Origin of the sequence: Kitasatospora sp. NPDC056531 (genome assembly GCF_042794375.1) — a bacterium.
GTDB lineage: Bacteria > Actinomycetota > Actinomycetes > Streptomycetales > Streptomycetaceae > Kitasatospora.
Genome location: NZ_JBHTTU010000029.1, coordinates 34,621 through 54,456 on the forward strand (window position 1 = coordinate 34,621; position 19,836 = coordinate 54,456).

Genomic DNA, 19,836 nt, shown 5'->3' on the forward strand with positions numbered 1-19,836 from the left:
CGAGGCGGGAGCATGAGCGAGCGCAGCGAGCGAATCGATCAAAGGCGCGCGTGGGCGAATGCCCCTGCCGCGCGGAGCGAGGCGGGAGCATGAGCGAGCGCAGCGAGCGAATCGATCAAAGGCGCGCGTGGGCGAATGCCCCTGCCGAGCGGAGCGAGGCGGGAGCATGAGCCTGTTGACCACCCTCGCCCGGCTGGAGGCCGTCCGCAGCGGGCGGGCCGAGCCGCTGGCCACCGTCCGGCACCGGCACCTGTCCGAGCGCCCGATGGTGCTGATCCCGCTGACCGCCGCCGGTGAGGCCGGCGCGCCGCTGGCCGTGATGCTGGGCACCGACCGGGACGCGCCCCGGCTGCACCTGGTGCCGCAGCCGCTCAACCGCACCCTGCGCTTCGACTTCCTGGCCGAGCTGGCCGCCGACCTGCTGCCGTACCTGGAGTCCTTCGCCGACGACGTCGAGCAGATCGAGGGCTCCGAGAAGGACCCGGAGACCGGCGAGAAGACCCAGGTGTTCCGCGAGCTGTGCTCCGACGCGCCGCAGCTGATCGTGCCCAACGGCGCGGGCGTGCACCACCTCGCCCTGATCGGCCGCTCCACCCGGTTCCGCCGCACCGTCGAGGACGCCGAGCCCGGCCCCTACCCGGCGCCGCTGCGGGTGCCGCTGCTCGGCCGCTGGCTGACCCATCTCACCGACCGCGCCCAGGTGCCCGGCTCCAGCCTGCTGCTGCCGATGACCGGCCTGCTCGCCCGGCACTGGGCCACCGGACAGAGCCACCTGGAGGACCAGCACCTGGCCGCCCGGCTGGCCTGGCACGACCCACCGCCGGGCCTGACCGGCGCGCGGGCGGCCGAGCTGGCCGAGAGCGGCCGGGACGAGCACGGCCAGCTGCTGCACCCGCCGGCCGGTCCGGCCACCGACCCGCGCTTCGACGAGTTCGTGCTCGCCCCGGCGATCGCCCACTACGACACGGCCGCCACTGCCCTACGACACAGCGCCGAGCAGCGGGACGAGGCCGCCGCGGAGCCCGCCCGGGCGGCCGTCCGCTCGGCGGTCGACCAGCTGACGAAGGTGCTGACCGCCGTCCTGCTGCCCACCTGGCGGGACGTCTGGCGGGGCCTGGACCTGCTGCGCGCCCTGCCGCCGGCCGGCCACCTGGAGGAGCGCTGGACCGGCGACCGCTGGTCCTACACCGGCCACCGGGACCGCCTCGCGGCCGGCGAGCCCCCGCAGCCCCGGCAGGACGACGCCGTCACCGCCGCCCGCAAGCTCGCCCAGCGCGAGCGCGAGCAGGCCCGCCTCGACGTCCAGGAGGCGCTGGACGACCCGCTGGCGATGGCCGAACACCGGCTGTCCGGCGAGGCGTTCAGCGGGGTGGTGACCGAGGTGGTGCCGGACTGGGACACCACCGGCCGCTCCCCCAAGCCCCGCCCGCTGCTCACCCTGCGCACCGCCGACCGCCCGCACGCGGACCTCGGCCGGGAGGTGCACCGGGTGCACGGCCCGTCGGCGCAGAAGGCCGAGATCGTCGCGGTCGAGCCCACCGAGGGCACCATCACCCTGCGGGTGCTGTCCGGCATGGGCCGCAAGAAGGAACCGGAGCCGGGCAGCCTGCCCGAGCCCGGCGAGCCGGTCACCTTCACCCTGTTCGAGTTGACCGTCCGCCAGTCCGCGCCGCTGCCCGAGCCGGACGACACCCCGTGGACCCACGGCGGCCCGCCCGGCGCCGCGCCCGTAGCCGCCCCGTCCGCCTCCGAGGAGTGGGAGTGATGGCCGAACCGGCCCCCGAGTCGACCCCCGGACCCGAGTCGAGCCCCGGACCCGAGTCGAGCCCCGAGCAGTCCCCGGGCGCGGCCGCCGACGCAGCCGTGGCCCGCATCCTGACGGCCACCGTCCGCCCGTCGGTCGGCGCCCCGCGCGGTGTGGTGGTGGACTCCCCGCCCGGCGCCGGGAAGTCCACCCTGGTGGTGCGGGCCGCCCGGGAGCTGGTGGCGGCCGGCGAGCGGTTGATGATCGTCGCCCAGACCAACGGGCAGGTGGACGACCTGGTCGGCCGACTGGCCGAGAAGGCACCGGAGTTGACGATCGGCCGGTTGCACGCGGCGGACTCCAGGCCCGGCCCGGAGGTGCTCAAGCACGCCAACGTCACGCCCTCCGACAAGGTCGCCGACCTGGTCGAGCAGGACGTGGTGATCTCCACGTCCGCCAAGTGGCAGTGGGTCCGGGCCGAGGCGCCGTGGCGGCACGCGATCGTCGACGAGGCGTACCAGATGCGCTCGGACGCCCTGCTCGCAGTGGCCCGGCTGTTCGAGCGGGCGCTGTTCGTCGGCGATCCGGGCCAGCTGGACCCGTTCACCGTGGTCGGCACCGAGCAGTGGGCGGGCCTGTCCTACGACCCGTCCAGCAGCGCCGTGGTCACCATGCTGGCGCACAACCCGCAGATCGAGCCGCACCGGCTGCCGGTCTCCTGGCGGCTGCCCGCCAGCGCGGCGCCGCTGATCTCGCGGGCGCTCTACCCGTACACGCCGTTCCGCTCCGGCACCGGCCCGGACGACCGCCGGCTGACCGCCGCGGTCCGCCCCGACGGCTCGGCGCTGGACGCCGTGATCGACCGGGCGGCCGAGCACGGCTGGGCACTGCTGGAACTGCCCGCCCGGCACACCGTACGGACCGACCCGCAGGCGGTGGCGGCCGTGGCGGCCACCGTCCGGCGGCTGCTGGAGCGCGGACTGACCGCCCACTCCGAGCAGGGCGAGGCCCCGCTCTCCGCGGACCGGATCGCCGTCGGCACCGCCCACCGGGACCAGGCGGCGGCGGTCCGGGCGGCCCTGACCAAGGCGGGCGTGCCGGTGGACGGCGCGGCCGGTCCGGCCGTCACCGTGGACACCGCCAACCGGCTCCAGGGCCGGGAGTACGACGTCACGGTGGTGCTGCACCCGCTCTCCGGACGCCCGGACGCGACCGCCTTCCACCTGGAGACCGGTCGGCTCTGTGTGCTCGCCTCCCGGCACCGGCACGCCTGCATCGTGGTGGCCCGGGCCGGGATCGCCGAGCTGTTGGACGAACACCCGTCCACCGAGCCGGTCCAGTTGGGCGTCCCGGTGGCCTTCCCGGACGGCTGGGAGGCCAACCACCAGGTCCTCCAGCACCTAAGCGGCCACCGGGTCCACCTGCGCTAGCTCGTCAGTCCTCGGTCTCGCACACCGCGAAGGCCACGACCGAGCCGCGCTCCGCCTGGGCGCTCCAGCCGGTCGCGTCGGCGGTCGGCCCGTTGGCGCGCACCGGGCCGTCCGCATCGGGCTGGAGCCGGTAGCCGCCGCCGGTCAGGTGGGTGCCGGTCGGGCAGGTCGCGGTCGAGACGCCGCCGGGGGCGCTGGGCGGACCGGTGACCACTTTCGCCGTCTCGGCGGCGAAGGCGGGCGCCACCGGGGCCACCGGTAGGGCCGGGGCGAGGACGGCGGCGGCGAACAGGACGGAGGCGGACAGGGCCTTCGGTACGCGCATGGGGTACTCCCGATTCAGTGGGCGACTCCTATGCCGGGAACAACCGGTTCGCACGCGATCCGGATACGCGGCGGATGCGCGGCGCCCGAGGCGCGCCCCCGGCGCGCGCCGGGGAATAGCGCCCGCACGCGCACCGTTCCGTTACCGGCCGCCGCCGCGAGACAATGGACGACGGCCACAACCGGGCGGTGCGGCCCGCAGCAGACCGCCCGCCCCCCTCTCACCGAGACCCCGGAGGTGTCCGTCCATGCCCGACTCCCCCGCCGAGGCGCCCGAGCCCACCCGGCGCAAGCGCCCCGCGCAGCTGCTGTTCGAGCCGCAGTCCGCCGAGCCGGAGCCGGAACGTTTCTTCGACCTGGAGTCCATCGACGACCCAGCGGAGCTGCTGCGCCGCTCCACCGAACTGGCCCTGGCCTTCCGGGCTGCTGCCGAGCGGGCCACCGACTTCCAGGCGGTCGCCGCCGCACAGCTGGCCGACCCGCGCCGGTTCGACGCGCTGCCGAACACCGAGATCGCCGAGCGGGCGGACTGGACCCCCGACTACGCCGACAAGATGATCGAGTACGGCCGCGATCTGCTCCAGCCGCGGCGCCACGAGGACTGACCGGCTGGCCCCTGGCATATGCCAGAAGCGGAAGGGTACGCGGCGCCCCGCGACCCTGTCCGGCAAACGGCGCTTTCCGCCACACCGGGGCCGCGCACGGCACAGGCTGCTGGGCGTGGACATCTGGACGCATCAGTCGGTGGAGTACGTCACCGTGGCCGGAGAGGCCTGGCTCGCCTCCGCCAGCGAGTACCCGCGCAGCATGCGCGCCCTCTGGGAGTCCCGTCCGTGGGCGCCCTCGGTGCTGCCCTGCGGACGGGCCTTCGACGTGATCAGCATGCCGTCGCTGTTCGGCCGCCGGGTGCTGGACGAGCTTCGGGCCTCCGGCCCGGGCTGCGGACCGGTAGCGAGCTACCGCGGGCGCATCCTGCTGTTCGTCCAGCCCGGCGCGGCGCCCCGGCTGCGCCGGCTGTTGGCCTGGGAGGAGTGGGCCCGGGACGTGCCACCGCTGCTGTGCCACGGCAGGGGCGACGCGGTGACCGTGCCGCCGCTCCAGCGGATGGTGCACGGCCCGGAGTCCCCCGGCCGGGGCTCCGGCCGCTGGGTCGTCGCCCCGGAGGAGCGGGAGCCCTGGCTGCCCGGCGCCTCGGTGGTGCTCTGGGCCTGCGTACGGGCGGCGCGCGAGCCCGCCGCGCCCGCCCCGGCGGAGCCCGCCGTCGTGACCGGAGGGTGAACGGAGGACGACCGGTATTCGATTTTGGCTCGGACGCCGGCCGCTGCTAGAGTCTTCTCTGTCAGCAGGCGCCGCTAGCTCAGTTGGTTAGAGCAGCTGACTCTTAATCAGCGGGTCCGGGGTTCGAGTCCCTGGCGGCGCACAGACAGCCGGAAGGCCCCTTGCGAAAGCAAGGGGCCTTCCGGCGTTTCCCGTCGCAAGACGTTCCCGGTGAGTCCGGCGAGTCCGGGGCGAGAGCCGACGAGCCGGGCCGCCCGCCGGAGCGGACGGCCCGGCCGGGGCTCAGCGGCCGCGCAGGGCGCGGTAGCGGGCGACCAGCGCCGCGGTGGAGCTGTCCAGCTGCTCGCCGCCCTCGCCGGTGAGCAGCACCGGCTCGATCCGCTTGGCGAGCACCTTGCCCAGCTCGACGCCCCACTGGTCGAAGGAGTCGATGTTCCAGATCGCGCCCTGGACGAACACCTTGTGCTCGTACAGCGCGACCAGCTGGCCGAGCACGGACGGGGTCAGCTCGCCGGCCAGGATGGTGGTGGTCGGGTGGTTGCCCCGGAAGGTCTTGTGCGGGACCAGCTCGGCCGGCACGCCCTCGGCGGCGACCTCCTCAGGGGTCTTGCCGAAGGCCAGCGCCTGGGTCTGGGCGAAGAAGTTGGCCAGCAGCAGGTCGTGCTGGGCGACCAGGCCCGGCAGCAGGTCGGCGACCGGCCGGGCGAAGCCGATGAAGTCGGCCGGGATCACCTTGGTGCCCTGGTGGAGCAGCTGGTAGTAGGCGTGCTGGCCGTTGGTGCCGGGGGTGCCCCAGACCACCGGGCCGGTCTGCCAGTTGACCGGGGTGCCGTCGCGGGTCACCGACTTGCCGTTGGACTCCATGTCCAGCTGCTGCAGGTAGGCGGTGAACTTGGACAGGTAGTGCGAGTACGGCAGCACAGCGTGCGCCTGGGCGTCGAAGAACGCGCCGTACCAGACCCCGAGCAGGCCGAGCAGCAGCGGGACGTTCTGCTCCGCCGGGGCGGTGCGGAAGTGCTCGTCGACCAGGTGGAAGCCGTCCAGCATCTCGCGGAAGGCGTCCGGGCCGATGGCGATCATCAGCGAGAGGCCGATCGCCGAGTCGTAGGAGTAGCGGCCGCCGACCCAGTCCCAGAACTCGAACATGTTGGCGGTGTCGATGCCGAAGTCCTGCACGCCCTGGGCGTTGGTGGACAGCGCCACGAAGTGCTTGGCCACCGCCTCGGTGCCGGCGCCCAGGCCGGTGAGCAGCCAGCCGCGGGCGGAGATCGCGTTGGTGATGGTCTCGATGGTGGTGAAGGTCTTCGAGGCCACGATGAACAGCGTCTCGGCCGGGTCGAGGTCGCGGACCGCCTCGTGCAGGTCGGCGCCGTCCACGTTGGAGACGAAGCGGACGTCCAGATCGCGCTTGGCGTACGAGCGGAGCACCTCGTAGGCCATCGCGGGGCCGAGGTCGGAGCCGCCGATGCCGATGTTGACGACGGTGCGGATCGGCTTGCCGGTGTGGCCCTTCCACTCTCCGCTGCGGACCCGGTCGGCGAAGGCGGCCATCTTGTCCAGGACGGCGTGCACGCCGGGGACGACGTTGACGCCGTCGACCTCGACGACGGCGTCCCGCGGGGCGCGCAGCGCGGTGTGCAGGACGGCGCGCTGCTCGGTGTTGTTGATCTTCTCGCCGCGGAACATGGCGTCCCGCAGCTCGGCGACGCCGGTGGCGGCGGCGAGCTCGCGCAGCAGCTCCAGCGTCTCGTCGGTGACCAGCTGCTTGGCGTAGTCCACGTGCAGGTCGCCGACCTGCAGGGTGTAGCGGCTGCCGCGCTCCGGGTCGGCGGCGAACAGCTCGCGCAGGTGGGTCTCACCGAGCTCGTCCCGGTGCTTGGCCAGGGCGGCCCACTGCGGGGTGCGGTCGAGCGGGGTGCGGGCGTCGGCGCGGGTCTCCGACATCGGTGGGTCCTCGATTCATCTGGGTGCAGAAACCGGCAGGGCCAGGCGTGAGGGTTCTTCGCGAGGTCGTGCGGGTACTGGTGGTACGCCGACTCCGTTGACGGCCTGCCCGGGCTCAGCCTATGCAACCCCGGGGGCGGTCGCGCACATTCCGCCCGGCGCGCGCGGACTGCCCGTCACTTCCGTTCCGTCCTCAGGTCCAGTCCGCGCAGCACCTGGTCGACCAGCTCCGGGTCGGCGCCGAGTTCGCTGCGGGCGACGAGCATCTCGCGCCGGGAGGCGGCGATCATCTCCTGTTCCACGTCCCTGGCGGCCCGCCACTGGGCGAGGCGCAGCTTGGCCTCGGCGGCGTCCTCCTCGGCGTACTTCTCCGGGCAGAGCCGGGCCAGCCGGTCGTGCTGACGGTCCCGCAGCCGGTCGGCGACCTCGGCGGGCAGCCTGTCCTGCTCCTCCAGTTCGCCGAGCCGGCTGAGCCCGGCCTTGGCGGCCCGCCACCAGAGCTGACGCACGGCCTGTTCGTGCTTGTCCTGGTCGATGTCCAGCTCCAGCCGCTTGGCCAGCCAGGGCAGGCTCAGGCCCTGGACCAGCAGGGTGAACAGCACCACGCTGAAGGCGATGAAGACCAGTCGGCCGCGCTCGGGGAAGTCCGCGCCGGAGTGCAAGGTGAGCGGGATGGCGAGGGCCAGGGCGACGGTGGCCACGCCGCGCATGCCGGACCACCAGAGGATCACGCTCTCCTTCCAGCTGAACGGGGTGTCCTCGTCGTCGCCGCGGCGCAGCTTCCGGGACACCCAGCCGGCCGGCAGCAGCCAGAGCAACCGGACCACCACGACCACCGCGATGACCACGGCGGCGTCGCCGATGAAGCCGGTCCAGCCCTTGCCGGCCTCCTTGAGCACGGTGGCCAGCTCCAGGCCGATCAGGCCGAAGGCGACGCCGGTGATCAGGATCTCCACGACCTCCCAGAAGGCGTTGCCGACCAGCCGGTAGGAGACGGCGTCGGCGTCGGCGGCCCGTTCGGCGAGGTAGAGCGCGCAGACCACGACGGCGAGCACGCCTGAGCCGTGGATCTCCTCGGCGAGGGCGTAGGCGGCGAAGGGCACCAGCAGGTTGAGCGCGACCTGCTGGGTCGGGTCGTCCAGGCGTTCGGCGAGCTTGGCGTTCATCCAACCGAGGGCGACGCCGACGACCACGGCGAGCACGGCGGACAGGACGAAGCGCAGCACCGCGTTGCCGACCGAGAAGTCGCCGCTGACCATGGCCTCGATGGCCAGCGAGTAGATGACGATCGCGGTGACGTCGTTGAACAGGCCCTCGCTCTCCAGGATCGCCACCAGGCGCCGGGGCAGGCCGACGCTGCCGGCCACCGCGACGGCGGCGACCGGGTCGGGCGGGGAGACCAGCGCACCGACCGCGATGGCGGCGGCCAGCGGCAACGCGGGCAGCAGCCAGTGCACCGTGCCGGCGACCGCGATCGTGGTGACCACGACGAGGGCGACGGCCAGCAGCAGGATCGAGCGGATGTTGGCCTTGAAGTAGCGGACCGAGGAGCGCCGGGCGACGGCGAAGATCAGCGGCGGCAGGACCAGCGGGAGGATCAGCTCGGGTTCGAGCGAGACGTCCGGGATCTGCGGGACGAGCGCCATCGCGATGCCGAGCAGGGTCATCAGGACCGGTTGCGGCACCCCTGTCTTGCGGGCGAGCGGCATGGTCACCACGGAGGCGAGCAGCACCAGGAAGAACAGGGGCAGCTGGCCCACGGGCGGTTCCTCTCGACGGCGGACGGCTGAGCGCCGCCCAGGATAAATCTGACAATGCGCCCATACGTGGAGACGCGCCGAACGGTGGCTTGACCTCAAGCGGACTTCACGTCCGAGGATCGGGGACGTTCGAACAGCGAGCTGGCGGGAGGAGTGTCCCCATGAAGGCGGTCACCGTGGTGCGGTCCGGCGGTCCCGAGGTCCTGCGGGTCACCCGGGTGCCCGACCCGGAGCCCGGACCGGGCGAGGTCCGGGTGCGGGTCTACGCCGCCGGGGTGCAGCCGGTGGACCTCGCGATCCGGGAGGGGTTCCGGCCGCCGGGGCTGGCGGTCGAGCCGCCGTTCACGCTCGGCAACGAGTTCGCCGGAGTGGTGGACCGGCTGGGCCCGGGCACCGAGGGCTGGCGGGTCGGCGACGAGGTGCTGGGCTTCCGGGTGCTGGACTGCCAGGCCGAGCTGGTCACGGTGGACGCCGCCCAGCTGGTGGCCAAGCCCGCCGCGATGCCCTGGGAGCAGGCCGGCTCGCTCTCCGCCTCCGGCCAGACCGCGCACATGGCGCTCGCCCAGCTCGGGGTCGGCCCCGGCGACACCCTGCTGGTGCACGGCGCCTCCGGCGGGGTCGGCACCGTCGCCGTCCAGCTCGCCCGGGCCTGGGGCGCCACCGCCATCGGCACCGCGAGCGAGCGCAACCACGAGTACCTGCGCGAGCTGGGCGCGATCCCGGTCGCGTACGGCGAGGGGCTGGCCGAGCGGGTCCGGGCGGCGGCGCCCCAGGGGGTGACCGCGGCCTTCGACGCGGCCGGGCGGGGCGCCCTGGCGGCTTCGGTCGAGCTGGTCGCCGACAAGGACCGGATCGGCACCGTGGTCGACTACCCGGGGGCCGAGCGGCTGGGTGTGCGGGGGCTGCGGGCGCCGCGGACGGCCGAGCGGCTGGCCGAGCTGGTGCGGCTGTGGGAGGCGGGCGGTCTGCGGCTGGAGGTCGCCGAGGCGCTGCCGCTGGAGAAGGCCGCGGAGGCCCACCGCCTGGTCGCCACCGGGCACGTCCGCGGCAAGGTGGTGCTGACCGCCTGAGCGGGCGGGGCCGTCCGGGCCGATTGTGTGTTTCGGCCGCTGACCAGGTAATGTTCTCCACGTCAGCAAGCGCCGCTAGCTCAGTTGGTTAGAGCAGCTGACTCTTAATCAGCGGGTCCGGGGTTCGAGTCCCTGGCGGCGCACAGACAGCCGGAAGGCCCTTCGCGAGAGCGAAGGGCCTTCCGGCGTTTGCGGTTACTCGCCCGTTCTCCTCCAGGGCGCTCCTGGCCCGGCGCCGACGGTCGTCGCTCCGACGCTCGTACCTCGCTTGTCACTCCTCCCTTTCGGCACCGGCGCGCCCCTTCGGCTCGGGGCGGTCGGCTCGGGGCGGTCGGTGCGGTGGCAGGAAAGGTGGGAAGCAGGTCATTGCTGCCGCCGCGGCCCGCTGACAGGCTGGTCGCATGAGAGCACGCAGCGTGGTCGTCGTCCTCTACGAGGGCGTGCAGAGCCTGGACGTGACCGGCCCCGTGGAGGTGTTCGCGGGAGCGGGCGCGGCCGCCGGGCAGCCGGGCGCGTACCGGGTGACCACGGCCTCCCCCGGCGGCGCCCCGGTGCGCGGCTGCAGCGGGCTGCGGCTGCTGCCGGACGCGGACCTGGCCGAGGTCGGGCCGGTGCACACCCTCGTGGTTCCGGGCGGGGTGGGCCCGGAGGGGCCGGACGGCGCGCTGGTGGCGCGGATCCGGGAGCTGGCCGGTCAGGCCGAGCGGGTGGTGTCGGTGTGCACCGGCGCCTTCCTGCTCGCCGAGGCCGGACTGCTGGCCGGCCGCCGGGCGACCACGCACTGGGCGTACTGCGAGGCACTGGCCCGGCGGTTCCCGGACGTCGAGGTGGACCCGAACCCGATCCACGTCCGGGACGGGCACATCGCAACCTCGGCCGGGGTCACCGCCGGGATCGACCTGGCACTGGCCCTGGTCGAGGAGGACCTCGGCCGGGACGCCGCGCTGCTGATCGCCCGTCACCTGGTGGTCTTCCTGCGCCGGCCGGGCAACCAGGCCCAGTTCAGCACCCAGCTGGCCGCCCAGGTGGCGGCCCGGCAGCCGCTGCGCGAGGTGCAGCGGTGGATCGTCGAACACCCGGAGGCCGACCTCTCGGTCGAGGCGCTGGCCGGACGTTCGGCGCTGTCGCCACGGCACTTCGCCCGGGCCTTCGCCGCCGAGGTGGGGGTGACCCCGGGCCGGTACGTGGAGGGCGTCCGGCTGGAGGCCGCCCGGCGGCGGCTGGAGGACACCGACGACGGCATCGAGGAGATCGCCCGCTCCTGCGGCTACGGCACCCCGGAGGCGATGCGGCGCGCCTTCGTCCGGACCCTGGCCGCCCCGCCCACGGAATACCGACGCCGCTTCCGACCCGGTCCCGCTGGAGGACACTGATGCGCATCGCCTTCCTGCTCTACGACGACTTCACCGCCCTGGACGCCGTCGGCCCGTACGAGGTGCTGTCCCGCATCCCCGGCGCCGAGGTGGTGTTCACCGCCGCCCGGCCCGGCCCGGTCCGCACCGACATGAGGAGCCTGGCGCTCACCGCGGACGCCGCCCTGGACGAGGTGGACTCCGCCGACGTCCTGCTGGTGCCCGGCGGGCCCGGAACGGAGGCCCAGCTGACCGACCCGGCCGTGGTGGAGTGGGTCCGCGCGATCGACGCCACCACCACCTGGACCACCTCGGTCTGCTCCGGCTCACTGCTGCTGGGCGCCGCCGGACTGCTCCAGGGCCGCCGGGCCACCTCGCACTGGGTCTGCCTGGACCAGCTGCCGCGGTTCGGGGCCGAGCCGACCGGGACCGACCGGATCGTGGTCGACGGCAAGTACGCCACCGCGGCCGGGGTCTCGGCCGGGATCGACCTCGCGCTCACGCTGACCGGAAGGATCGCCGGGGACCGGACCGCGGAGGCGATCCAACTGCTCATCGAGTACGACCCGCAGCCCCCGTACTCGGCGGGCCACATCTCGACCGCCCCGGCCGGGCTGGCCGACGAGTTGCGGGCGAACCGGCTGCTGCTGCGCTAGCCGCCGCGTCGCGGTGTCGATGCCCCCGCGCGATTCGGGACGCCCCCGGCGGGACCGCCCCGGTTGCCGGGGGTGACACCCCGCCGAAGGATGGAGGGGTGACCCCGCCCGGCTACCTCCGCCACCCCCACCTGTACGGCGACCTGCTCACCTTCATCGCCGAGGACGACGTCTGGATCGCCCCGCTGGACGCCGACGGCGGCGGAACGGGACGGGCCTGGCGGGTCGGCTGCGACCGCACCCGGGTCAGCAACCCCCGCTTCTCCCCCGACGGCACCACCCTCGCCTGGACCAGCTGGCTCAGCCTGACCCCCGAGGTGTGGACCGCCCCGGTCGAGGGCGGCGAGACCCGGCGGCTCAGCTTCTGGGGCAGCCACGACACCCGGGTGCGCGGCTGGCTGCCGGACGGCGAGGTGCTGGCCGTCACCTCCTTCCACGAGCCCTTCGGCCACTACACCTGGGCGCACGCCCTCCCGCCGGACGGCTCCCCCGGCCACCGGATGCCCTGGGGGCCGGTCCGCGACGCCCAGACGGACCGCCGCCGGACCGTGCTGCTCACCGGCTCCGCCCCGCACGAACCCGCCTCCTGGAAGCGCTACCGGGGCGGCGCCACCGGCCGGCTCTGGGTGGACGGCGAGCTGATCCTGCCCGGGCACACCGGCCACCTCGCCTCCCCGATGCCGGTCGGCGAGCCCCCCGGCGACCGGATCGCCTTCCTCTCCGACCACGAGGGCATCGGCAACGTCTACTCCTGCCGCCCCGACGGCAGCGACCTGCGCCGGCACACCGACCACGCCTCCTACTACGCCCGCGAGGCCGCCACCGACGGCACCCGGATCGTCTACCAGCACGCCGGCGACCTCTGGCTGCTCGACAGCCTGGAGGCCCCCGCCCCGCGCCGGCTGCACGTCCCGCTCGGCGGCGCCCGGGCCGGCCGCCGCCCGTACCAGGTCAACGCCGCCTCCCAGGTCAAGGACCTCGCCTGCGACCAGACCGGGCGGGCCGGGGTGATCACCGTGCGCGGCAGCCAGTACTGGCTCACCCACAAGGACGGCCCGGCCCGCGCGCTCGCCGACACCCCGGGGGTGCGGACCCGGCTGCCGGTGGTGCTCGGGCACACCGGCGAGGCGGCCTGGATCACCGACGCGCAGGACGCCGACGCGATCGAGGTGATGCCGCTGCCCGGGCACGAGCAGACCGAAAAGCACCGCCATCGCGTGCTCGCCGCCGGGAAGCTCGGCCGGGTCCTGGAACTCACCGCCTCCCCCGACGGCACCCACCTCGCCGCCGCCGCCTCGGACGGGCGGCTGCTGCTGGTCTCGGCCGCCGACGGCGAAGTGCGCGAGCTGGCCGCCTCCGACTACGGGCCGGTCTCCAGCGCCCGGTTCTCCCCCGACTCGCACTGGATCGCCTGGTCCCAGCCGGTGGCCGGGCGCTCGCTGCGCCGCATCCGGCTGACCCGCGCCGACGCGCCCGCGCCGATCGTCGAGGTCACCGACGGGCGGTTCGAGGACGAGTATCCGGTGTTCACCCGGGACGGCCGCTACCTGGCCTTCCTCTCCTGGCGCGGCTTCGACCCCGTCCACGACGTGCACACCGGCGACCTCTCCTTCCCGGTCGGCTGCCGCCCGTACCTCGTCCCGCTCACCGCCGACACGCCCTCCCCGTTCGCCGCGCCCGCCGAGGACGGCGCCCCGCGCGGCAACGGCGGCGGCGACGGCACCGTCCGGGTCGACCCGCAGGGCATCGGCGAGCGGCTGCTGCAGTTCCCGGTGATCGCCTCCAAGTACTCGGCCACCGACGCGGTGCGCGGCGGCCTGGTCTGGCTGCGCTGGCCGATCTCCGGCACCCTCGGGCAGACCTTCATGAGCCCGGAGGACACCTCCGGACGCCCCTCGCTGGAGTACTTCGACCTGGCCCGGGGCACCCGCACCACCCTGGTCGACAAGCTCGACGGCTACGCCGTCTCCGGCGACGGCGGCTCGATCGCGGTCTACTCGGCCGGGGCCCTGCGGATCGTCCCGGTCGGCGCCCCCTCCGCCGGCATGCCGGTGGACCTGCGCCGGATCACCCACACCGTGCACCCCGCCGCCGAGTGGCGCCAGGCGTACCACGAGGCCGCCCGGATCGTCCGCGACCAGTTCTGGGACGACCGGATGTCCGGCCTGGACTGGCCGGCCCTGGTCGCCCAGTACGAGCCGCTGCTCGACCGGATCGCCGGGCCGGACGACTTCGCCGACCTGCTGCGTGAGCTCCTCGGTGAACTCGGCACCTCGCACGCCTACGTCACCCCGTCCCGGCGCGGCGAGGGCCCCTCGCTCGCCCAGCAGCCGCTCGGCCTGCTCGGCGCCACCATGCACCGCGACCCCGACGGCCGCTGGCTGTTCGCCCGGGTGCTGCCCGGCGAGACCTCCGACCCCCGCGCCCGCGCCCCGCTCGCCGCCCAGGGCGTCAGGGACGGCGACGAGCTGCTGGAGATCGGCGGGCGGCGGGTGGACCCGCTCCGCGGCCCGCTCCCGATGCTGGCCGGCACCGGCGGCACCACCGTGGAGATCGGCCTGCGCAGCGGCCCGGACGCCCCGGTGCGGCGGATCACCGTCACCCCGCTGACCGACGAGCGGCCCATCCGCTACCAGGACTGGGTCGTCAAACGCCGCTCCCTGGTACGGGAGTTCAGCGACGGGCGGTGCGGCTACCTGCACATCCCGGACCTCGGCGGCTCCGGCTGGGCGCAGTTCAACCGGGACCTGCGCCGCGAGCTGGACAAGCCCGCGCTCGTTCTGGACGTGCGCGGCAACGCCGGCGGCAACGTCTCCGAACTCGTCCTGGAGAAGCTCACCCGGCGGGTCCTCGCCTGGGACTTCACCCGCGACCGGCAGCCGGTGCGCTGGCCCCGCAACGCCCCGCGCGGCCCGGTGGTGGCGCTCGCCGACGAGGCCACCAGCTCGGACGGGGACGTGATCATCGCGGCCATCGAGCTGCTCGGGCTCGGGCCGGTGGTCGGCACCCGCACCTGGGGCGGGGTGGTCGGGATGACCGGGCGGCACACCCTGGGCGACGGCACCCAGATCTCGGTGCCGAAGAACGCCTCCTGGTTCACCGGCGGGCTCGGCTGGTCGGTGGAGAACCACGGCGTCGAACCGGACGTGCACGCGCTGCGGGCGCCCCAGGACTGGGCCCGGGGACGGCACCCGGAGCTGCGCACCGCCGTCCGGCTGGCGCTGGAGCTACTGGAGGACGCGCCCGCCGCCACTCCCCCGCCGGCCGAGACCCCCCGGCCGGACCTGCGGCGCCCGCCGCTGCCGCCGCGGACCGGGTGACGCTCGGCGTCACCCGGGGCTCATCCCCAGGGGTCGCCCTCCGCGGTCATGTCCTCGGCGGCACGCCGGTCGGCCTCCTCCTGGGCCCGCTTCTCCGCGACCTCGCGGGTGCGCTCGATGTCGTCGCTGAACGCGTCGGCGGCCTCGTCGTGGGCGAGGGCCGCGCGCTGGGCGGCCTCCTGGCCGGTGTCCTCATGGTGGGGCGGCCGGTGGAGCAACCTGTCCAAGATGCCCATGACTCCTCCTCCTACGGACGGAATGACGGAATTCCGGGCTGCCACCACTCTCACACCGGGGGCTCACGGATGCACGTTGAGCCTTTGGTCCCGGTGGAACGCGCCCAAGGGCCGTAGCCCGGGGCGTGCCGCAGGCGGAGGGTGGCGGTGTGAGGAACTCGACCGAGGAACTGCACAACGGACCGCGCCGACGGATCGGTCCGCTGGCCGCGCTGGACGGGCGGCTGCCCGGCACCCACGACCTGCTGCTGATGCAGTGCCCCAGCTCGCTGCGCCCGCTGGCGGGCGGCGAGCTGCCGCAGTGGGCGCGGGCGGTGTTGCGGGCGCACCCGTGGGTGACGGTCGGCCGGGCGCCCTCGGTGGTCGGCGCCCCGATGGACGTGCCGCATCCGCAGCGCTGCACCCGGGACCCGGAGGCGGCGCCCGAGCACTGGATCCCGGTGACCGCGCGCGGCCCGCGCCCCGGGCAGCGGCTGGACGCGCTCGCCCCCTGGGCGGCGGTGGCCCGGACGCTGCGGCCCGAGCGGCTGGCCGAACGGCGGGCGCGGCTGGATCCGGGGAGGGTCGCCGAGATCCCGGCGCTGGCCCTGCTGCCGGAGGTCGGCCGGCTGGTGGCGGACCACCGCCTCGCCTGGGGCCCGATCGGCGCGGTCGGCTACGAACTGGGCACCGGAGTCCCGGTGGCCGGGCCGCTCAGCCCGCTGCGGCTGGTGCTGCGCGCCCCGCATCCGGTGAGTCGGCGCGACGCGCTGCAGCTGCGGCGGGCGCTGAGCAAGCTGCCGGTGCCGGTGCAGGCCGAGCTGGAGACCCGCTACGGCGCGGTGCAGCTGGCCGAGTACGCGGCGGGGGTGCACACCTTCACGTTGCTCACGCCCTACGGGCCCCGCGAGGTCCACGACCCGTGGTTCCCCCGGGGCCTGTACCTGTGAGCGGCTAAGCCCTGCTGACGTGCGCCAGGACCTGCTGGAGATACTCCGCCCGGTCGATCAGCAAGGCGATGCTGACGAGAACCCTGTCATCGTCGAGCGGGAGGAATACGGAGCCGGCGACGGGCAGTGCTGTCACCCGGAGCTGGAAACCGCCCAGCCGGATGCCGGTGGTCCGCTCGTACTCGCGCAACACGTCCCGCACACGGGGTGTGGCCCCGGTGGGCTTGCTGGCGTGCGCGACCTCGCGCTTACGCGCGGCACTCCACTGGTGAAGGACGGTGAAGTTCTCTTCGACGACACGGCCGAGCGGGCCGTCCGGCAGCGCCGGGAGGCCCGTTTCCTCCCGCCGAGCGGGGGAGGTGACGCGGTTCCACCAGTGCTGCCAGAGCTGGTCGATTCCGCTGCTGGCCCGCACCGCCGGGTCGACGGTCAGGGCCTGGGGCGGGTGGACCGCCGCCAGGCCCAGCGGATCGGTGATGCCGAGCGCGTCACGGACCACCAGCGCGAAGGCCGCGTCGTGCGAGTAGTCCAAGGTCACGGACCACGGCGCGCCCGACATCGTCACCATCCGGTCATTCTCCCGTCAGAAGATCCACTCGGTGTCGCTGGGGCCGCCGCTGGCGCAGATCTCCCCGTCCCACAGCAGCGCGTCGCTGGACGGAACGACACCGGCGGTCTCCCAGGTCGCTCCACCACTCCTCACGTCCCACTCACCGTGCCAGGAGGTGTCCACTCCCAGGCCGCCACCCCACGAGTAGGAGTCCGAGCCCCAGTTGTCGGACCTGTTGACCTGCCAGTGGTACGCGACGGCACCCATGTTGAGGTCGAAGCCGGTCTCGATCTCCGAGACGTAGCCGCCTACGGCATGGACCCACAGGTAGGAGTCGCCGCAGTTCCCCTCGACCACGTTATTGGGGCTGAACGTCGCCTTGTACGGGCTGCCGTCCGGGTTGGTGGCCGAAACGGTCGGTACCACGTGCTGGCTGCCGTCCGAACCGGTCACCACCTTGAAGCCGTGCGACTCCGCGACCTTCCGGTCAACTCCGCGGACCGTCATCTTGACGACCTTCGCGCCGGCGGGTGGCACGTGCTTCGACGCCTGCGCCGTGGACGTGACCGGGCCGCCCGACGGAGCCGCCTGAGCAGCACCGGCGCAAGCCGCCGCGAGCGCGCATGCCGCCACGCCCACGGTCATCGCTCGACGGAAGTGTGAAAGCCTCACAGTTCTCCCCCTTCGACTGCCGCAACTCCCCCCCCAGGCCCCCTGCCTGAGTCGCGTGGCAGACAGTTGGACGCTAATCCCGGAAGCTTCGAGGGACGCCGCCGGTTCAACCAATTGGCCCGTTCGCACCGTGGCACGGCTGGTTCGCCCTACCCCTTATTTCGCAAAGGGTCGCATTCCCACCGTGTCCGGCCCGGGGGGCTGTGCTGGCCCCCGTCCGTCCCGCGAGGGAGATCAGTTGGGCCGGTTGGGCGGCCGGGACACCGGAGGCCGACGGCGGGGCGCGGGGATGGGTTCTCGCACCAGGGCGTACAGCGCCGCCGCCCGGTGGAGCCTGTCCGTCGCCTCGGACAACTCGGCGTGCAGTGCGTCCCGGGTGGCCTCGCGGCACATCTCGCGGATGTGCCGCTCCTCGGCGAGCATCCGTGCCGCTGCGGCGAGCGCTCGGCGCCGCTTGGGACTGAGCCACAGGACCGGCGGCGTGAACTGGAGGTAGGCGCCCCAGATCCACGACCAGGTGATCCGAGGCTCACGGATCAGGCCGAGGAGGGTACGGCCGAGGGAGGCGATCGGCATCACGGTTGGCCCGTCTTCCGGTACCGGCGTCTGCGGCCGAGGACGGCCAGGGGCTCCTCGAAGGGCTGGTTCGCCAGGTAGGCCGGCGACCAGGCGACGCCCCACCGGCCGCAGTTCGGGCAGTTCCACGTCCGTCCAGTCTCGTTGGCGTCACCGAGCAGATCGACAGGTGTGACGCAGCCCAGTTCGGGACAGATCGGAGGGGGTCCGATCATCGGTGGCGGTCCCGCCTCAGCCGCCGCCGGGTGGCCCGCCGGATGAGCGGTCCGGCCGCGACGACGCCGAGCATGAGAACGGCGGCGAACGTCACCAGACACACCAGCACCGTGGCCACCCTCGGCGGACCGGGCAGGGCCCAGGTGGCGACGGCCGCCGCGCCGCCGCTCAGCGCGCCGATGATGCCGACCGCGATCAACACTTCGGCACCGACGGCGGGTTGGCGGTTCACGCGACACCCTCGCTGTCGACGCCGAGCCGGCCACGGGACTTGGCGGGGACGAGGTGAACGACCACCGTCGGCTCGCCCGGGAGCGGCTGAATGCGGGCGGGGTCGACGGTCCGCTCCAGCCCGCCGCCCACCGGCCGCACGTAGGCGAGCCCGCCTCGGGTGTCCATGTAGACGACGTTCTGGTCGGTCGTCACATCCTTGACCAGCTCGCCGACCTGCGGGCGATAGGGCGGCGCGGCGGGGGACTTCTTGCGCGTCACGGCGGCGACTCCATTCCGTAGTGAAACGACTACCCAGGGCCGCCAACTGTGGTCTATAGTCGGCGATGCCTTCAACGTTTCATCCGAGAAGGAAGAAGCACTAACGATCGTGAACCGCAAGGAACTTGATCCGGAGTCCTCGCCCGCCGCCAAGTTCGGCGCCCAAGTTCGCGAGCTACGAGAGGCGCGCGGCTGGACGCAGGAGCACCTGGCGGAACTCACCGGGTATTCAGCCGTACACGTGTCCGCCGTCGAAACTGGTCGCAAACCTCCAACTGAGCGATTCTCCCGGAGACTCGATGTGGCCTTCGAGACTCCGGAGCAGTTCGAACGGGAGTGGCGCAACGCGGGGCGGCCCGTTCTGATCGGGGGATTCGCCGAGTACCTGCGCAGCGAGGCCGATGCGGTGACGTTGCGGCTGTTCGAGATCAACATCGTGCCGAGCCTCCTCCAGACCCCGGCTTACGCAAGGGCCTACCAGGAAGCCCGAGTTCGCCGGGGATGGGCGACCCAGCACCAGGCCGAGGAACGGCTGACGATGCTGCTGCACCGACAGCAGCGTCTCCACCAGCACCCGGTACCCCGCGTCCACGCGGTCATAGATGAGGGATGCCTGCGTCGACCGATCGGGGGCCACGACGTCATGGTGGAGCAGCTCCTGCGCCTAGAAGAACTGGCAGCCCAGCCCCAGTTCGTCATCCAGATCAGCCCATTCTCCCTCGGAGAGGACCGGCCGTTCGGGCATCCAATTACCTTGCTGGCCATGCCGAACAGGGCCATCGTGGGATACACCGAGTCGCAGCGGCGGGGCATCCTCGAACGCGATCCGGACGCCCTGGCCGAGTGGGCCGGTGAGTACGATCAACTGCAAGTCGAGGCGTTGTCCCGGGCAGCGAGTCGAGAGTTCATCCGCCATGTTCGGAAGGGTTTTGAGAATGGATGACCTGACACGCGTCGCATGGCGCAAGAGCACCTATAGCGTCCAGGAAGGGCAGTGCGTGGAGGTAGCTGACGGGCTCCCCGGCCAGATGCCGGTGCGGGACAGCAAGGACCCCGCCGGCCCGACCCTTACCTTCCCGGCCGAGGCCTGGCAGTCCTTCGTCTCCGCCATCCGAGCCGGCGAGTTCGGCACGGTCTGACGCACCCCGCAAGCCGCCCGAGCCCCCGCTCCTCCCGTCGGGGAGGCGGTCTCGAGGGGGGGGGGGGGGGGAGGGAGGGGGAGGGGGGAAAAAAAAGCCAAGGGGGGGGGGGAGACAGGCACTGGGGGTGGGGGAGGTAGCGGACGAC

Annotated in this window: 20 protein-coding genes and 2 tRNA genes; 13 read left to right on the top strand and 9 right to left on the bottom strand. The window is 73.6% G+C overall.

What is annotated here, in order from left to right; genetic code table 11:
- The first annotated feature begins 166 nt into the window (after positions 1–166).
- Together ACFQ87_RS23465 and ACFQ87_RS23470 are read left to right on the top strand one after the other, a co-directional pair.
- Positions 167–1,765, top strand: coding sequence for a hypothetical protein (locus ACFQ87_RS23465; RefSeq protein ID WP_380612747.1), 1,599 nt, complete (start codon positions 167–169; stop codon positions 1,763–1,765).
- Positions 1,765–3,174 (top strand): AAA family ATPase, encoded by a 1,410-nt coding sequence (locus ACFQ87_RS23470; RefSeq protein WP_380612748.1) that lies wholly within the window; start codon positions 1,765–1,767, stop codon positions 3,172–3,174. The genes ACFQ87_RS23465 and ACFQ87_RS23470 overlap by 1 nt, the downstream gene beginning before the upstream one ends.
- Positions 3,175–3,178: 4 nt before the next feature.
- Here the strand turns inward: ACFQ87_RS23470 and ACFQ87_RS23475 are convergent, their stop codons facing one another.
- Positions 3,179–3,499: a hypothetical protein gene (locus ACFQ87_RS23475; protein WP_380612749.1), complete on the bottom strand. Its 321-nt coding sequence runs from the start codon at positions 3,497–3,499 to the stop codon at positions 3,179–3,181.
- Positions 3,500–3,746: 247 nt separating this feature from the next.
- Between ACFQ87_RS23475 and ACFQ87_RS23480 the strand changes: the two genes are divergently transcribed.
- From ACFQ87_RS23480 to ACFQ87_RS23490, 3 genes are all read left to right on the top strand, one after another.
- Positions 3,747–4,103 (top strand): hypothetical protein, encoded by a 357-nt coding sequence (locus ACFQ87_RS23480; protein WP_380612750.1) that lies wholly within the window; start codon positions 3,747–3,749, stop codon positions 4,101–4,103.
- 115 nt (positions 4,104–4,218) lie between these two features.
- The gene (locus ACFQ87_RS23485; RefSeq protein WP_380612751.1) at positions 4,219–4,776 is read left to right on the top strand and encodes a bifunctional DNA primase/polymerase; all 558 of its coding nucleotides are present in this window, start codon (positions 4,219–4,221) and stop codon (positions 4,774–4,776) included.
- Positions 4,777–4,844: 68 nt separating this feature from the next.
- A tRNA-Lys gene (locus tag ACFQ87_RS23490) sits at positions 4,845–4,918 on the top strand.
- Between the two features lie 140 nt (positions 4,919–5,058).
- On the opposite strand, the gene pgi is transcribed toward ACFQ87_RS23490, so the two are convergent.
- Both pgi and ACFQ87_RS23500 read right to left on the bottom strand, forming a co-directional pair.
- Positions 5,059–6,720, bottom strand: coding sequence for a glucose-6-phosphate isomerase (gene pgi, locus ACFQ87_RS23495; protein WP_380612752.1), 1,662 nt, complete (start codon positions 6,718–6,720; stop codon positions 5,059–5,061).
- Between the two features lie 176 nt (positions 6,721–6,896).
- Positions 6,897–8,480: a Na+/H+ antiporter gene (locus ACFQ87_RS23500; RefSeq protein WP_380612753.1), complete on the bottom strand. Its 1,584-nt coding sequence runs from the start codon at positions 8,478–8,480 to the stop codon at positions 6,897–6,899.
- Positions 8,481–8,641: 161 nt separating this feature from the next.
- Between ACFQ87_RS23500 and ACFQ87_RS23505 the strand changes: the two genes are divergently transcribed.
- From ACFQ87_RS23505 to ACFQ87_RS23525, 5 genes are all read left to right on the top strand, one after another.
- Positions 8,642–9,550, top strand: coding sequence for an NADP-dependent oxidoreductase (locus tag ACFQ87_RS23505; protein ID WP_380612754.1), 909 nt, complete (start codon positions 8,642–8,644; stop codon positions 9,548–9,550).
- Positions 9,551–9,619: 69 nt separating this feature from the next.
- Positions 9,620–9,693 (top strand) — tRNA-Lys (locus ACFQ87_RS23510).
- A 258-nt stretch (positions 9,694–9,951) separates the two neighbouring features.
- Positions 9,952–10,923, top strand: a complete 972-nt coding sequence (locus tag ACFQ87_RS23515; RefSeq protein WP_380612755.1) for a GlxA family transcriptional regulator — start codon at positions 9,952–9,954, stop codon at positions 10,921–10,923.
- Complete coding sequence (locus tag ACFQ87_RS23520) at positions 10,923–11,558, top strand: DJ-1/PfpI family protein (protein ID WP_380612756.1); 636 nt, start codon at positions 10,923–10,925, stop codon at positions 11,556–11,558. The genes ACFQ87_RS23515 and ACFQ87_RS23520 overlap by 1 nt, the downstream gene beginning before the upstream one ends.
- Before the next feature lie 98 nt (positions 11,559–11,656).
- Positions 11,657–14,878, top strand: a complete 3,222-nt coding sequence (locus ACFQ87_RS23525; RefSeq protein WP_380612757.1) for a S41 family peptidase — start codon at positions 11,657–11,659, stop codon at positions 14,876–14,878.
- A gap of 20 nt (positions 14,879–14,898) precedes the next feature.
- Here ACFQ87_RS23525 and ACFQ87_RS23530 read toward each other — a convergent pair whose 3' ends face one another.
- Positions 14,899–15,114, bottom strand: coding sequence for a hypothetical protein (locus ACFQ87_RS23530; protein ID WP_380612758.1), 216 nt, complete (start codon positions 15,112–15,114; stop codon positions 14,899–14,901).
- Positions 15,115–15,263: 149 nt separating this feature from the next.
- Between ACFQ87_RS23530 and ACFQ87_RS23535 the strand changes: the two genes are divergently transcribed.
- Entirely contained in the window at positions 15,264–16,043 is a 780-nt protein-coding gene (locus ACFQ87_RS23535; RefSeq protein ID WP_380612759.1) for a phosphoribosyl-dephospho-CoA transferase MdcG domain-containing protein, read from the top strand.
- 4 nt (positions 16,044–16,047) lie between these two features.
- Here ACFQ87_RS23535 and ACFQ87_RS23540 read toward each other — a convergent pair whose 3' ends face one another.
- The 5 genes from ACFQ87_RS23540 to ACFQ87_RS23560 form a co-directional block, all read right to left on the bottom strand.
- Positions 16,048–16,611, bottom strand: coding sequence for a hypothetical protein (locus tag ACFQ87_RS23540; protein ID WP_380612760.1), 564 nt, complete (start codon positions 16,609–16,611; stop codon positions 16,048–16,050).
- A gap of 15 nt (positions 16,612–16,626) precedes the next feature.
- Positions 16,627–17,100: a hypothetical protein gene (locus ACFQ87_RS23545; protein WP_380612761.1), complete on the bottom strand. Its 474-nt coding sequence runs from the start codon at positions 17,098–17,100 to the stop codon at positions 16,627–16,629.
- 399 nt (positions 17,101–17,499) lie between these two features.
- The gene (locus ACFQ87_RS23550) at positions 17,500–17,841 is read right to left on the bottom strand and encodes a hypothetical protein (RefSeq protein ID WP_380612762.1); all 342 of its coding nucleotides are present in this window, start codon (positions 17,839–17,841) and stop codon (positions 17,500–17,502) included.
- Positions 17,842–18,052: 211 nt separating this feature from the next.
- Entirely contained in the window at positions 18,053–18,289 is a 237-nt protein-coding gene (locus tag ACFQ87_RS23555) for a hypothetical protein (protein ID WP_380612763.1), read from the bottom strand.
- On the bottom strand, positions 18,286–18,549 hold the full coding sequence (locus tag ACFQ87_RS23560; RefSeq protein WP_380612764.1) for a hypothetical protein: 264 nt from the start codon (positions 18,547–18,549) through the stop codon (positions 18,286–18,288). The genes ACFQ87_RS23555 and ACFQ87_RS23560 overlap by 4 nt, the downstream gene beginning before the upstream one ends.
- A 109-nt stretch (positions 18,550–18,658) precedes the next feature.
- Between ACFQ87_RS23560 and ACFQ87_RS23565 the strand changes: the two genes are divergently transcribed.
- Both ACFQ87_RS23565 and ACFQ87_RS23570 read left to right on the top strand, forming a co-directional pair.
- Positions 18,659–19,492: a Scr1 family TA system antitoxin-like transcriptional regulator gene (locus ACFQ87_RS23565; protein ID WP_380612765.1), complete on the top strand. Its 834-nt coding sequence runs from the start codon at positions 18,659–18,661 to the stop codon at positions 19,490–19,492.
- Entirely contained in the window at positions 19,485–19,688 is a 204-nt protein-coding gene (locus tag ACFQ87_RS23570) for a DUF397 domain-containing protein (RefSeq protein WP_380612766.1), read from the top strand. The genes ACFQ87_RS23565 and ACFQ87_RS23570 overlap by 8 nt, the downstream gene beginning before the upstream one ends.
- Positions 19,689–19,836: the final 148 nt, after the last annotated feature.

Coding starts and splice junctions, on each gene's coding strand:
- ACFQ87_RS23465 (WP_380612747.1), top strand. CDS start 167: ATGAGCCTGTTGACCACCCTCGCCCGGCTGGAGGCCGTCCGCAGCGGG.
- ACFQ87_RS23470 (WP_380612748.1), top strand. CDS start 1,765: ATGGCCGAACCGGCCCCCGAGTCGACCCCCGGACCCGAGTCGAGCCCC.
- ACFQ87_RS23475 (WP_380612749.1), bottom strand. CDS start 3,499: ATGCGCGTACCGAAGGCCCTGTCCGCCTCCGTCCTGTTCGCCGCCGCC.
- ACFQ87_RS23480 (WP_380612750.1), top strand. CDS start 3,747: ATGCCCGACTCCCCCGCCGAGGCGCCCGAGCCCACCCGGCGCAAGCGC.
- pgi (WP_380612752.1), bottom strand. CDS start 6,720: ATGTCGGAGACCCGCGCCGACGCCCGCACCCCGCTCGACCGCACCCCG.
- ACFQ87_RS23505 (WP_380612754.1), top strand. CDS start 8,642: ATGAAGGCGGTCACCGTGGTGCGGTCCGGCGGTCCCGAGGTCCTGCGG.
- ACFQ87_RS23515 (WP_380612755.1), top strand. CDS start 9,952: ATGAGAGCACGCAGCGTGGTCGTCGTCCTCTACGAGGGCGTGCAGAGC.
- ACFQ87_RS23520 (WP_380612756.1), top strand. CDS start 10,923: ATGCGCATCGCCTTCCTGCTCTACGACGACTTCACCGCCCTGGACGCC.
- ACFQ87_RS23530 (WP_380612758.1), bottom strand. CDS start 15,114: ATGGGCATCTTGGACAGGTTGCTCCACCGGCCGCCCCACCATGAGGAC.
- ACFQ87_RS23540 (WP_380612760.1), bottom strand. CDS start 16,611: ATGGTGACGATGTCGGGCGCGCCGTGGTCCGTGACCTTGGACTACTCG.
- ACFQ87_RS23545 (WP_380612761.1), bottom strand. CDS start 17,100: ATGACGGTCCGCGGAGTTGACCGGAAGGTCGCGGAGTCGCACGGCTTC.
- ACFQ87_RS23550 (WP_380612762.1), bottom strand. CDS start 17,841: ATGCCGATCGCCTCCCTCGGCCGTACCCTCCTCGGCCTGATCCGTGAG.
- ACFQ87_RS23570 (WP_380612766.1), top strand. CDS start 19,485: ATGGATGACCTGACACGCGTCGCATGGCGCAAGAGCACCTATAGCGTC.